We start from the raw sequence: 13,183 nt of genomic DNA on the forward strand, positions 1-13,183 counted from the left end.
CTGAACAAACCGGCGTATCGGCATTAAGATAGATGCTGCTCTTAGCAGCATCGCATCTCTTCATGCCTGTCCGCACGCCGGACGCTTTTTGGTACAGACCACTCACATCATACGGAGACCTTCATGCAATCCACGATCAAACCATTGCTGCGCCCCATGTTCCAATCCATCGCTGCGGCACTGTTACTGACAGCCAGCGTGCATGCCGCTGCGGCCGACAAGATCACCATCATGGTCGGCGGCATCGAAAAACAGATTTACCTGCCGGCGAAACTGGCTGAACAATTAGGCTATCTGAAAGAAACCGGACTGGACATTGAACTGCTCAGCGAACCCGCCGGCGTCAATGCTGAAACAGAAATGCTGTCCGGCGCAGCGCAGGGCGTGGTCGGATTTTACGATCACACTATCGACCTGCAGGCGCGCGGCAAACTGGTTCAGTCTGTCGTGCAATTCAGCGAAGCGCCCGGCGAAGTCATCCTGGTATCGAAGACCGCAAAAAACATCCAGTCTCCGGCTGATTTCAAAGGCAAAACGCTGGGCGTGACCGGCCTGGGTTCTTCCACCAACTTCCTGACGCAATATCTGGCTGCCAAAGCCGGTGTCAAAAACAGTGAATTCACCACCTTGCCGGTTGGCGCCGGGTCCACCTTCATCGCTGCCATGGCGCAAGGAAAAATTGATGCGGGCATGACCACCGAACCGACCATTTCCCGCCTCACCAGCAGCGGTGCGGCATCGATCCTGGTCGATCTGCGCTCCGTCAAAAGCACCGAGGCTGCGCTCGGCGGCGCCTATCCTGCTGCCTGTCTGTACATGCCGACTGCCTGGGTGAATTCGCACAAGGAACAGGTCCAGAAAATCGTCACGGCATTTGTCAAAACACTGCGCTTCATCAAGACCCACAGCGCAAAGGAAATCGCCGAAAAAATGCCGGCGGATTACTATGCCTCGAACAAACAGATGTACATCGATGCGCTCGATGGCAGCAAGCAGATGTTTACCGCCGACGGCGTGATGCCGGAAAACGGCCCGGCGACTGTGCTGAAAGTATTAAATGGTTTTGATAAGGCGGTTCAGGGTAAATCCATCAATCTGGCCAACACCTATACGACCGAGTTTGTGAAAGCAGTGAAATAATGAAAAATGTTGCGATTGAAATGAAAAATGTCAGTCGGAAATTTGTGAGTCCGACTGGCAAGATTACCCTGGCATTACGTGATTTCAGCCTGACGGTGCACGAAGGCGATTTTATCGCCATCGTCGGCCCGACAGGCTGCGGCAAGTCCACCACGCTGGGCATGATTACCGGGCTCAATCCGCCGTCCTCCGGCAGCGTGAAGGTATTTGGCAAATCGGTGCAGGGCATTGATCCGAACATCGGTTTCGTGTTTCAGGCGGATGCGGTTTTTCCGTGGAAAAGCGTGATCGACAATGTCGCCATCGGCCCGATATTTCGCGGCACGGACCCGAAAATCGCGCATGACATGGCGGCAGACTGGATTCGCCGGGTCGGACTGACAGGCTTTGAACATCACTATCCGCACCAGCTGTCCGGCGGTATGCGCAAGCGGGTGGCGCTGGCGCAGACCTTCATCAACGAACCAAAAATTCTGCTGATGGATGAACCTTTTTCAGCGCTGGACGTGCAAACCCGTGCGCTGATGCAGGAAGAGCTGCTGGGACTATGGTCGGAAAAAAAAGCTTCCGTGATTTTTGTCACCCACGATATTGAAGAGGCGATTGCGCTGGCTGACCGCGTGATTGTTCTTTCCAAAGGTCCGGGCTCCGTCAAAAGCAGTTATGAAATTCCGCTGGCAAGGCCGCGGGACATCTCTGAAGCGCGCTACAGCGATGAATTCGTTCATCTGTCCAAGCAGATCTGGTCAGATCTGAAAGATGAAGTTCAAATTTAATCTGGAACGAAGTATGAACAGCACAACACATCAACACATGTCCCCGCCAGCCGCCATCAGCGACGAAGAACGCAAGGCCATGCGCGCAGCCCACCGGCATTATTATCTGGTGATTTTCTTACGGATTGCACTGGCAGTCTTGATGCTGGCGGCATGGGAAACGGTGGTCGAAATCGGCTGGATTGACGCCTTTTTCTTTTCGCGACCATCTGCCATCTATGAACAGCTCAAGATCTGGATCGTGGAAGGCACGGCACAGGGCCCGCTGTGGAGCGAATTACTGGTGACCATGGAAGAAACCGTGCTCGGCTTCCTGATCGGCAGTGTGCTCGGCATTATCTGCGGCATTGCCCTCGGCAGAAATAAACTGGCTTCCGATGTCTTCAGCATTTACATCAAAATCGCCAACGCCATTCCGCGTGTGGTGCTGGGATCGATTTTCATCATCATGTTCGGTCTGGGTATGGGTTCCAAGATTGCGCTGGCTGTGGTCATGGTATTTTTCGTCGTCTTCGGCAACGCTTTTCAGGGCGTGCGCGAAGCTGATAAAAACCTGATCGCCAATGCCTATATCCTGGGCGCCAGCAAGCGCCAGGTCACTTTTTCCGTAGTCTTCCCGTCGGCACTGAGCTGGATTCTGGCCAGCCTGCATGTCAGCTTTGGTTTCGCACTGGTCGGCGCAGTGGTCGGTGAATTTCTCGGCGCGCGGCATGGCATCGGCCTGCTGATCGCAACTGCCCAGGGCACCTTCAATGCGGCCGGTGTGTTTGCCGCGATGATCGTACTGGCAGTGGTGGCACTGGCGGCAGAATACCTGCTGACAGCGGCAGAAAACCGCCTGCTCAAATGGCGCCCTGCACAATTTGTAGAAAAAGGCATGTGACATTCCGGCGAATGTCTTCAGTATGCCGTTGAGCGACGGCATGCTGCTGGCCATCAGGTAATCTGTCTGATGGCCTTTTTTCATGGCGTCATCACTGTCGCCGCAGGTCAGCACAGAGCCGTCAACACAAACAGTAAAAAGTGGGCATAATCGGGTTTCCTTTTTTCCCATGAATCCGATTGTTGACTGTTACGAGGCCCGCGATGATAGAAATCCACCACCTGAAAGAATCCCGCTCACGCCGCATCACCTGGATGCTGGAAGAGCTGGGACAGGAATACCACGTCGTCAGCTATGACCGCGATGCCACCACCCGGCTGGCACCGCCGGAATTAAAGAAAATCCATCCGCTCGGTAAAGCGCCGGTGCTGAAAGACAAGGATCTGGTGCTGATCGAGTCCGGTGCCATCTTGGAATATCTGATTGCCGAATACGGTCAGGGCCAGTTCATTCCTGCACGCGGCACAGCAGATTACTACCGCTATCTGCAATTCATGCACTATGCCGAAGGCTCAGCCATGCTGCCGCTGCTGCTGCGGCTGTATGTCGGACGTCTGGGCGAGGCAGGAGCGCCGCTGCATCCGCGGATCAACGGCGAAATCGCCAACCATCTCGGCTACCTGAATGCGGAACTGAACGGGCGGGATTATTTTGTCGGCAACGGACTGACTGGCGCAGACGTACAGCTGTCGTTTGTCATCCAGGCCGGTGTGCGCAATATCGGACGCGACACCTTCCCGAACCTGACCCGTTTTACCGATATGATCGAAGCACGTCCGGCTTATCAACGTGCTGTGCAGAGAAGCGGCGAATAAATTTTCCCCGCCTTGCAAGCTGTACAACAGTCCCGGCATGCGAGCCGGGATTGTTTTATCCGCACTTATCATTCCGAGCGGGGAAAATCTTGTTTTTTCTGGCACAGAAAGTCATTAAGACATTCTTGCTATTTGCGTGCAGACCGTCCTGCACCTCAATCCTTGAGCATCCCACCAATAATCCATAATTCAATCCAGGGATTTATCTTTCTGAATCCGCGTTATCATTCATGAAATAAAATCACATCTCTTGGGAATGTATATCTATGGTTTTTTTAGTGGAAATTCACAAATACCTCCGCATATCCACCTTACTGTTATGCAGCAGCATTCTATCCGCATGCTCTTTTTTCCAGCCTCCGACAATCAATGAATCTTGTGGTGCATGGACATTTGGAATTGCCAAGCCCTCGAAGCAGGACAAACAATTCATCAACAACGTAGAACATGAAGCGGAAACTGTTCGCTGCCTACAAACACATTATGCAAATGGCTTTGCCTTGTTTGATAGCAGTTCTGCCCAAAATATAAATAAAAGCGATTCAGAAAATTCGATCCCAGTAGTCTCATTGTCCCAAGAACTGCCGTCCGCAAACAAGGAGGAAAATGTTCAGCTACGAAGCGCACATCTCGGTTCGTATGAATTACTGTTTCTCACTGGCTCGGATTGGAAACCTGCAAAATCACCCTCGCCGATGTACCAATATTTTGCAAAAAATACCCAAGGCGGAGCAGGTCTTTTTATCAGTGTATTTGACGCCAACCCTTTTATGATCTGGTCAGATGTACGAGATTCTGTTCTTAGCAGATTTATCGAAAAATTCGATCAGCCGTACACATCCAAAATCGACGAAATTCAACTTAATGGAAGGGATGCTTTTCAAGCTGAACTATGGGGGAAAACTAAAGACGGCGCACCATTACATTTCCTTTCCACGCTGATTAAATATGAACATGGAAAAGAAAAAAAACTAATTTATCTGGCAACCTGGTGCTTTGAGATTGACTACAAAAAAAATCAGCACGATTTCAAAAAAATCGCAGAAACAATCTCACTACGTTCTCATTGAATTTTCCGGTTCTATGTAACCATCAGGAATAATAAAAAAAAAGAAATCGCTTATCCGCACCGCCGATAAGCGCACCACGCCAGCAAGGCCCAGCCCAGCAAAAATGCGAGACCGCCAAGCGGGGTGACTGCACCCAGCAGCCGAACACCGGTCAGCGCCAGCGCATACAGACTGCCGCTGAATACCACGATGCCGGACAACATCGCATATGCCGATTTTCTCAGCAGTGCATCGTTCCATTGCTGCGCCAGGATTCCCAGCGCCAGCAACGCCAGCGCATGCACCATCTGATAATGCACGGCGGTCTGCCAGACTGCCAGCATATCGGCGTCCAGCACGGTTTTTAAAGCATGCGCGCCGAATGCGCCAGCGGCGACGGCGATCAGCATATTCAGCGCACCGGCAGCAATCAGGCTGGCAGGTTTCATGCCGCCTGCTCCTGTGCAGCACCGCTGGTAATCAGCTTGCGCAGGAAAGGGATCATCACCACCAGCACGATGCCGACCGCCATGCTGCCCCAGCCCAGCATGGAGAAAATATGGTGGTAAGTCGGGTTGGTGGCGCTCGCCATACCCTCAGTCGCTTCCGGAATCATGCCGGAAAAATAGCTGGCAAGAATGGATGCGGTGCCGGTCATCAGCATCCAGCTGCCCATCATGATGCCCTGGTATTTGGCCGGTGCCAGCTTGCCGATCATGGCGTAGCCGACCGGAGAGATCAGCAGCTCACCGATACTTTGCAGAATGTAGCTGATAAAAATCCATTTGAACGCAACCAGACCATTTTGCGCCGCGAAACCAATTCCCAGCGGCAGCACCAGAAAACCGAGCGCAATCAGAATCAGCGCGGCAGAGAACTGCACCGGAATATCGAAATTCAGGCCGCGCTTACGCAATGCGGCGAATACGAAAGTCATCAGCGGACCGCCTATCATGATCACAAAACTGTTGATGTTCTGTATCCATTGCGGCGCGATTTCGGTACCCCAGACAATGCGGTCGACATTATTCACTGCGAACAATTGCAGGCCCATCGGCGCCATCTGATACAGGGTCCAGAACACCAGCGAACCCAGCGTCAGCATCAGATAGGCCGTCATATTGCGCCGTTCGCGCCGGTCCTGATGCATCAGGGTCAGCGACAGCAGCACAATCCCGACCAGCACACTGATGATCAGCACCAGACTGCCTGTAGTACCGGCCTGATGCAGCATGAAATACACCACCGGCACCAGTCCCACCAGAATCGCCAGTCCCACCGCCAGTCGCTTCCTGAACTCGGCCGGACCAGCCTGCAGCAAAGGTGTGTTGAGATCAGAAATGCGCTTCCAGTTAAATACCGCCAGCACGATCGCCATGAAATTCCCGATCGTCGCAAAGATAAACAAGCCCGGATAATCCTGCTGCAGCTGGAAATGGCCCGCGGCGGTAAAGCCGATGAAAAAACCGAGATTCATGCCTGCGTAATTCCACAGGAATGCGCTTTCGCGTCTTTCATCTTCCGGCTTGAAACGCTGGGTCAGCATCATGTTGAGGCAAGTCACGTTCAGGCCGCTGCCGGTCAGGAACAGGCCCAGTCCCCAGTACAGCTGCTCGGTGCCGCCAAGCGAAATGATGCCGCAGCCAAGCACCTGCAAAACCATGCCGCCGACAAACAGATTGCGGTTGCTGATGAAGCGGCCGCCGAGGTAGCCGCCAAACAAATGCAGGCCGTAGTTGAACGCGCCAAACACACCCATGATCGCCGTCGCATCGGCAACGCTGAAATGCAGTTTTTTCGTGGCGTACAGCACCAGCGTCGAATACAGCACGGCAAAACCGAGGGTGGCAAAGATCTGGATAAAAAACAAGGCCGCCGAACCTTCCGGGATATGGGCGATTTTTTCTTTTAAGCTGGACACAATGAACTCCTGTTAATGTGGCGTGCATTGTAATGCACAGACCTGCCGGCACTGTGTCTTTATGTACTGCAGTGCAAAACGGAATGGTCCGGCAAAACCCGGCGCACGCGCATTGGAATACGGGGATAAAAAATGACCGGCATTGCCGGTCATTTTCAGGATGCAGCATGCAAAAATTACGCTGCCTGTTGTGCTGGCGGTTTCTGCGGGGCAGGCTGCCGGGTATTGAATTCAGCGATCAGACTCGCCTCCTTGCTTTTAGCAGCAGCCAGATAACGTTCCTTCACATGCCCGTAACCACGGATATCTTCCGGAATGGCGGCAATCGCCACCGCTTTCGCCAGATTATCCGCATTCAACAACGGCAACAGGCGATTGATGGTCTGCTGATATTCCACCGGCAAGGCGCGCTCTGTTTTGCGCTCTTCGGTATAACCAAAAATATCGAATGCCGTGCCGCGCAAGGATTTGAAGCCAGCCAGCAAACCGAACGCTTTCATCATCCACGGGCCATACTGTTTTTTGACCAGATGCCCCTGCGTATCGCGCTTGGCAAACAATGGCGGCGCCAGATGGAAATGGATCGCATAATCGCCTTCAAACATATCGGCGATCTTTTTCTGGAATTTGCCATCGCTGTACAAACGCGCGACTTCGTATTCGTCCTTGTACGCCATCAGCTTGAACAGATATTTCGCCACCGCTTCTGTCAGGCGCAAAGCCTTGCCATCGGCAATGCGGGTCTCCGCCGCCCTGACCTGATTCACAAAATCCAGATACTGCTGCGCATAGGCGGCGTTCTGATAATCGGTCAGGAAGTTAACCCGCCGGTTGATTGTTTCTTCCAGTGTCGGTGCGCGTTTCAGTTCCACCACCTGCGCCGGTGCCGCCAGGCGTTTGACGGCAGCCAGATCGTGCGCTGCCAGCCGGCCCCAGTTGAACGCCTGCTTATTGAAATCAATCGACACGGCATTTAACTCAATCGCCCGCATCAGCGCCGCGATTTCCAGTGGTACCCAGCCTTTTTGCCAGGCGTAGCCGAGGATGAACATATTGGTCGCAATATTGTCCCCCATCAGCGCTGTCGCAATCGATGCAGCATCCACCATATCGACACGGCCTTCACCGCAGGCTTTGCGGATATCCTGTTCGGCGGACGTACCGGGGAATTGCCAGTCCGGATTTTTGATGAAGGTCGAAGTCGGTGTGCCGTTCGCATTGATCGCGGCATAAGTGCGGCCTTCGCCCATGCGTGATAACGCATCCTTGCCAGCGGTCACGATCAGATCGCAACCGATGACCAGATCGGCCATGCCGGTACCAACGCGGGTCGACTGGATGTCGTCGGCTTTATCAGCCAGACGCACATGCGACATCACCGCGCCGCCTTTTTGCGCGAGACCAGTCATGTCCAATACCGAACACGCCTTGCCTTGCAAATGCGCCGCCATCGCCATGATCTGACCGATAGTGATTACGCCAGTACCACCAACGCCGGTCACCAGCACGCCGAACGGCACTTTGGTGTCAGGCAGCGTCGGATACGGTAAAGTATTCACGTCGAGCGCGTTACCCGCCTCGATTTTCATCTTCGCCGGTTTCTTCAGCTTGCCGCCTTCGACCGTCACAAAGCTCGGGCAGAAGCCGGTCACGCAAGAAAAATCCTTGTTGCACGACGATTGATTGATCTGACGCTTGCGGCCGAATTCGGTTTCCAGCGGCTCGACCGATAAACAGTTGGACTGCACCGAACAATCGCCGCAGCCTTCACAGACCGCTTCGTTGATCACTGCGCGCTTGGCCGGGTCGGGAAAACCAGGTTTGCCGTTCTTGTCGATTTTTTTCCGGCGGCGGCGTTTTTCGGAAGCGCAGGTCTGGTCGTAAATCATGGCCGACACACCTTTGCATTCGCGCAGCTCGCGCTGTACCGCATCGAGTTCGGAACGGTGACGCACCGTGACGCCCGGCGCCCACGGATAAGCAGCACCGTACTTTTCCGGCTCATCAGTGACGACGATAATCGGGTTCACGCCTTCAGCGGCGATCTGACGCGAAATCATGCCGGGATCGAGCGGGCCGTCGAATTCCTGACCGCCGGTCATCGCGACGGCATCATTGAACAGAATTTTGTAAGTGATATTCACGTCACCAGATACTGCTGCGCGAATGGCGAGCAGGCCGGAGTGGTAATAAGTACCGTCGCCAAGGTTACAGAACACATGCTTTTCATTGGTGAACGGCGCAGCACCGACCCAGGTCACGCCTTCACCGCCCATGTGGGTGAAGGTCGATGTTTCGCGGTCCATCCAGGTCACCATGTAATGGCAACCGATACCGGCCAGCGCTCGGCTGCCCTGCGGTACTTTGGTGGACGTGTTGTGCGGGCAGCCTGAGCAGAAATGCGGGATACGGTCTTTGTTCGCATCCGGTTTGCCGACATTGGCCAGCGCATTTTCTTTGGCTTCGAGATAGGCAACACGCTCTTTGACGCGCTGTTCTACCGGATGTCCGGCAAAGTAGCGGGTAATACGGGAAGCAATCGCCCGTGCGATCTGTGCCGGGCTCAGTTCATAGGTCGCAGGCAGCAGCCATTCACCGTGACCAGAACCATGCAGATTGCTCCATTCACCCGAATCGTCGAACTTGCCGACCACACGCGGACGCACGCTGTCTTCCCAGTTGTACAGCTCTTCTTTCAGCGCGTATTCCAGAATCTGGCGCTTTTCTTCCACCACCAAAATTTCTTCCAGCCCGGTCGCAAATTCGCGCACACCTTCGGACTCCAGCGGCCAGGTCATGCCGATTTTGTACAGACGGATGCCGATGTCTTTCGCCACCTGTTCATCAATGCCAAGATCGGCCAGTGCCTGACGGGTATCGAGATAGGATTTACCAGCGGTAATGATACCGATTTTGGCATGCGGGCTGTCCCAGATGATCTGGTTCAGCTTGTTGGCACGTGCATAAGCGAGCGCGGCATACCATTTGTAATTGTTCATCCGGGTTTCCTGCGCCAGCACAGGGTCCGGTGTGCGGATGCTGACGCCGTCTGCCGGCAGCACAAAATCTTCAGGAATCACCGGTTTAACGCGATCCGGATCAATCTCCACCACGGCCCCGGATTCAACGATATCAGTCACGCATTTCATCGATACCCACAGACCTGTATAGCGTGACAGCGCGATGCCGTGCAGGCCGTAATCCAGATACTCTTGCACCGTGGACGGATACAGCACCGGGATGCCGCAGGCTTTCAGGATATGTTCGGACTGATGCGCGGCAGTCGATGATTTCGCTGCATGATCGTCACCTGCCACCACCAGTACGCCGCCGTGCGGGGAAGTACCGGCCAGATTCGCATGTTTAAACACGTCGCCACAACGGTCCACGCCCGGCCCTTTGCCGTACCACATCGCAAATACGCCATCGTATTTCGCACCGGGGAACATATTGACCTGCTGCGTGCCCCAGACCGAGGTGGCAGCTAGGTCTTCATTCACGCCGGGGTGAAATTTAACGTGGTGTTTTTCCAGATGTTTTTTGGCTTTGGCGGCGGTCAGATCGACATTACCCAGCGGGGAACCGCGGTAGCCGCTGATGAAACCGGCGGTGTTCAGACCCGCTTTTTCATCGGCCTGACGCTGCAGCATCATCAGACGGATCAGCGCCTGGGTGCCGGTCATGAAGGCGCGGCCGCGCGGGAGGGTGAATTTGTCGTCGAGCGTGACAGATGTGTCGATCAGCGCATGCTGCCCGGGTGTGAGGGGTGCGTTCATGGGGTCTCCGTGTTTTTATTTGTACAGCGAGGATATTCGCTGCAAAACAGAATCACCTTGTGAGTGAATCATATACTTTTTCATTCTGGCCGCACATTAACATGCGGTATGGCTCTGCCCCATGTACAGGGTTCCACAAAAATACCGGTACAGTATGACTGACACATCCTCAAAGTGTACTGGTATATTTGATAATATTTTCAGCCAATCTGCTGTTCCCGCGCCGTTCCGTCCATCCGGCGGGACTGAAAACGATTTAGTTGATTACCGACAGGAAACAAACTTGCAGGAGGCTTACGCCGGTGCTAACTTGAAACGAAATTTGGAAAATTGTTGTTTTCCAATTTCATTTAGGAAAGTACCCTGCTTTTCTGGGAAAATCGTTGCTGATATTTCTTTTTCCACCGTTACCAAGACAGGAACCATGATGTCTGTTTCCATGGATACCATCATAAAAAAACTGCTGTCGCCCAGCGCTGCCCTGATGAACCGGCTGGGGCTGCGCACCAAGCTGCTGGCGATGTTCGTGACCCTGATGCTGCCGACACTGCTGCTCGTGCTGTACATGGTTTCCCGCATGCAGGCCGATGTCAGCATGGCCGACCATGAATTGCGCGGCATACAGATCAACCGTCAGGTCATGGATGTGCTGTTACAGACGCAAAAACACCGCGGTCAGGTGAATCTGAAACTCTCGGGCGAAAACAACGACAGTGCGCTGGAACAGACCCGGAAGGCGCTGGCCGGCCATCTCAGCCTGCTGAATCAGAATATCCGGACCAACAGCGAATTTGGACTGGAGCAGGACTGGAAAACACTGGAAGCCGATTTACAGCAGCTGACTGCCGGACAAATTGCCGCCACCGCAGCAGCCAATATGCAGCAGCACAATGCATTGATCGCCCGCCTGCTCCGTTTTTCGCAATATGCCAGTGAGAAAACCGGATTACTGCTGGACCCGGAAGCCTCCACCTATTTTCTGATGGATGCCTCGATTTCCCGCATCCCGCACTGGACCGAACAGATCGCCCAATTACGCGGTGCCGGTGCAGGTCTGATCCGCTCCGGCACGATCAGCCCAGAAGACAAGGCAGCGATTCTGGCCCGCATAGAAATCCTGCAAGCCAGCGTTGGTGCCTTTGTGCAGACTGCCGATGCGCTGCAACGCGCCGGCGAACAGCTGCAAGGCCAGGAAACAGAAGCGCTGCAGGCAACGCAGCAGTTCGTCGCGCTGGCGCGGCAAAATCTGCTGGGCGATGCCATCAGCGGCGACGCCGGCGGCTACTTTGCAGAAGGCACGCAGGCCATCGAAAAAACTGTGGCATTGCAAAAGCGCTTGCATCAGCGTCTGACCGATATCCTCGAACAGCGTCTCAGCAGCCAGAGCTGGCAACGCAATCTGATCGTCGCCGTCATGTCGCTGTTGTTTATCGTCAGTGCTTATCTGCTGCTGGGTTTTTACCGCGGCTTCATGCAATCCCTGATGTCAGTACGCGAATCCGCCGTGGCGGTCGCCGCCGGCGATCTGACGCGCCAGATCCACCTGAACGGCAGCGATGAGCTGGCCGAAACCGGCAACACGCTGGAACAGATGAATCTGAACCTGTCGAAACTGGTTGCCAATGTGCGCACCAATGCCAACATGGTGTCGCAGCTGGGGGAGAGTCTGGCCAGCGGCATCAGCGATTTATCCGAGCGGACCGAGCAGCAGGCATCCAGCCTGGAACAAACGTCGGCCAGCGTCGAGGACCTCGCTGATACCGTCCGGAAAAATGCCGATAGTGCCCGCAGCGTCAGCACGCTCGCAGGCAGCCTGAGCCAGATCGCCGAGTCCGGCGGCGTCACCATGCACGCAGCGGTGGATTCCATGCAGGGTATCCAGCAAGGTGCGCTGAAGGTGCAGGAAATCATCGGCATCATCGACGGCATTGCGTTCCAGACCAATATTCTGGCGCTGAATGCGGCGGTGGAAGCCGCGCGTGCCGGTGAACAGGGACGCGGCTTTGCCGTGGTCGCCACCGAGGTCAGAAATCTGGCGCAACGCAGCGCCGAATCGGCACGCCAGATCCGCACGCTGATCGACAATTCGGTCACGCAGGTCCGGCACGGCGTCGGGCAAATCAATGACGTGAACCAGACTCTCGATCAGATCGTCAGCGGCATCCGTGAACTGGCAACCAGCATCCACGCCATTTCCACCGCTTCCGATGAACAGAGCAACGGGCTGGCACAAATTTCAGAGGCGATTCATCATCTGGACCAGATCACCCAGAGCAATGGCCAGATGGCCGATCAGGCCCGCATTACTTCCGTGAATCTGGAAGAACGCGCCAGCCATCTGACCAGGGCGGTGTCGAGCTTCAACCTGCGTCAGGGCACCGCCGACGAAGCGCATGCAATGGTCAAACAGGCGGTGGCACTGTTCCGCGCCTCCGGCCGCAGCGCGCTGTCAGCCATCACCGCCGACCGCGAGCATCGCTTCAGCAAAAAGGATATGTATGTGTTTGCCTTTAACCGGCAAGGTCAGTATCTGGCATTCGGCGGTAATGCGGACAAGCTGAAAGTGAATCTGCTGCAGGTCAGCGGACTCAATGGTCGCCAGCTGATCAGCGATGCGTTTGCACTGCCGGCGTCCGGCGGCTGGATAAATTATTCGATCGTCAATCCGGTATCGCACAAGGTTGAAAACAAAACGTCTTACATTGAGGCAGTGACGGAAGACATCGTGCTCGGCTGCGGTGTCTACCGGCTCGAAGGCGCCTGAGACGCCGGCTTTGGAACGGCAGGCGACAGCGATGTCGCCGCCGCGTCTGACGCAATCCT

At 54.7% G+C, this 13,183-nt stretch carries 10 protein-coding genes; 6 read left to right on the plus strand and 4 right to left on the minus strand.

Translation table 11 applies throughout. From position 1 onward, the window contains the following. Nucleotides 1-123: 123 nt before the first annotated feature. The 5 genes from H8K27_RS11325 to H8K27_RS11345 all read left to right on the plus strand — a co-directional run bounded on the left by H8K27_RS11325 (nt 124) and on the right by H8K27_RS11345 (nt 4,684). Entirely contained in the window at nt 124-1,140 is a 1,017-nt protein-coding gene (locus tag H8K27_RS11325) for an ABC transporter substrate-binding protein (RefSeq protein WP_186863289.1), read from the plus strand. Further along, the gene (locus H8K27_RS11330; protein ID WP_186863290.1) at nt 1,140-1,916 is read left to right on the plus strand and encodes an ABC transporter ATP-binding protein; all 777 of its coding nucleotides are present in this window, start codon (nt 1,140-1,142) and stop codon (nt 1,914-1,916) included. Before H8K27_RS11325 ends, H8K27_RS11330 begins: the two co-directional genes overlap by 1 nt. Before the next feature lie 13 nt (nt 1,917-1,929). After that, nucleotides 1,930-2,799: an ABC transporter permease gene (locus H8K27_RS11335; RefSeq protein ID WP_186863291.1), complete on the plus strand. Its 870-nt coding sequence runs from the start codon at nt 1,930-1,932 to the stop codon at nt 2,797-2,799. A gap of 203 nt (nt 2,800-3,002) precedes the next feature. Then, nucleotides 3,003-3,614, plus strand: a complete 612-nt coding sequence (locus H8K27_RS11340) for a glutathione S-transferase family protein (protein WP_186863292.1) — start codon at nt 3,003-3,005, stop codon at nt 3,612-3,614. Nucleotides 3,615-3,880: 266 nt separating this feature from the next. Next, nucleotides 3,881-4,684, plus strand: coding sequence for a hypothetical protein (locus H8K27_RS11345; RefSeq protein ID WP_186863293.1), 804 nt, complete (start codon nt 3,881-3,883; stop codon nt 4,682-4,684). A gap of 50 nt (nt 4,685-4,734) precedes the next feature. Here H8K27_RS11345 and H8K27_RS11350 read toward each other — a convergent pair whose 3' ends face one another. The 4 genes from H8K27_RS11350 to H8K27_RS11365 form a co-directional block, all read right to left on the minus strand. Then, on the minus strand, nt 4,735-5,112 hold the full coding sequence (locus H8K27_RS11350) for a DUF423 domain-containing protein (RefSeq protein ID WP_186863294.1): 378 nt from the start codon (nt 5,110-5,112) through the stop codon (nt 4,735-4,737). Next, nucleotides 5,109-6,584 carry a peptide MFS transporter gene (locus tag H8K27_RS11355; protein ID WP_186863295.1) on the minus strand — a complete coding sequence of 492 codons (1,476 nt, stop codon included), beginning with the start codon at nt 6,582-6,584 and terminating at the stop codon, nt 5,109-5,111. Before H8K27_RS11355 ends, H8K27_RS11350 begins: the two co-directional genes overlap by 4 nt. A 176-nt stretch (nt 6,585-6,760) precedes the next feature. After that, nucleotides 6,761-10,360, minus strand: a complete 3,600-nt coding sequence (locus H8K27_RS11360; protein ID WP_186863296.1) for an indolepyruvate ferredoxin oxidoreductase family protein — start codon at nt 10,358-10,360, stop codon at nt 6,761-6,763. 294 nt (nt 10,361-10,654) lie between these two features. Further along, a complete protein-coding gene (locus H8K27_RS11365; protein WP_186863297.1) occupies nt 10,655-10,801 on the minus strand; it encodes a hypothetical protein in 147 nt (48 codons plus the stop codon). On the opposite strand from H8K27_RS11365, the gene H8K27_RS11370 reads away from it, so the two are divergent. Beyond that, nucleotides 10,800-13,124, plus strand: coding sequence for a methyl-accepting chemotaxis protein (locus tag H8K27_RS11370; RefSeq protein WP_186863298.1), 2,325 nt, complete (start codon nt 10,800-10,802; stop codon nt 13,122-13,124). The two genes, H8K27_RS11365 and H8K27_RS11370, sit on opposite strands and share 2 nt — an antisense overlap. Nucleotides 13,125-13,183: the final 59 nt, after the last annotated feature.

The sequence above is a fragment of the Cognatundibacterium griseum genome (genome assembly GCF_014284195.1).
In the GTDB taxonomy this organism is placed as follows: Bacteria; Pseudomonadota; Gammaproteobacteria; order Burkholderiales; family Burkholderiaceae_D; genus Undibacterium; species Undibacterium griseum.

Bases quoted from the DNA above. Each gene is read 5' to 3' on its own strand.
- H8K27_RS11325 (WP_186863289.1), top strand. From the start codon at position 124: ATGCAATCCACGATCAAACCATTGCTGCGCCCCATGTTCCAATCCATC.
- H8K27_RS11330 (WP_186863290.1), top strand. From the start codon at position 1,140: ATGAAAAATGTTGCGATTGAAATGAAAAATGTCAGTCGGAAATTTGTG.
- H8K27_RS11335 (WP_186863291.1), top strand. From the start codon at position 1,930: ATGAACAGCACAACACATCAACACATGTCCCCGCCAGCCGCCATCAGC.
- H8K27_RS11340 (WP_186863292.1), top strand. From the start codon at position 3,003: ATGATAGAAATCCACCACCTGAAAGAATCCCGCTCACGCCGCATCACC.
- H8K27_RS11345 (WP_186863293.1), top strand. From the start codon at position 3,881: ATGGTTTTTTTAGTGGAAATTCACAAATACCTCCGCATATCCACCTTA.
- H8K27_RS11350 (WP_186863294.1), bottom strand. From the start codon at position 5,112: ATGAAACCTGCCAGCCTGATTGCTGCCGGTGCGCTGAATATGCTGATC.
- H8K27_RS11360 (WP_186863296.1), bottom strand. From the start codon at position 10,360: ATGAACGCACCCCTCACACCCGGGCAGCATGCGCTGATCGACACATCT.
- H8K27_RS11370 (WP_186863298.1), top strand. From the start codon at position 10,800: ATGGATACCATCATAAAAAAACTGCTGTCGCCCAGCGCTGCCCTGATG.
- H8K27_RS11365 (WP_186863297.1), bottom strand. From the start codon at position 10,801: ATGGAAACAGACATCATGGTTCCTGTCTTGGTAACGGTGGAAAAAGAA.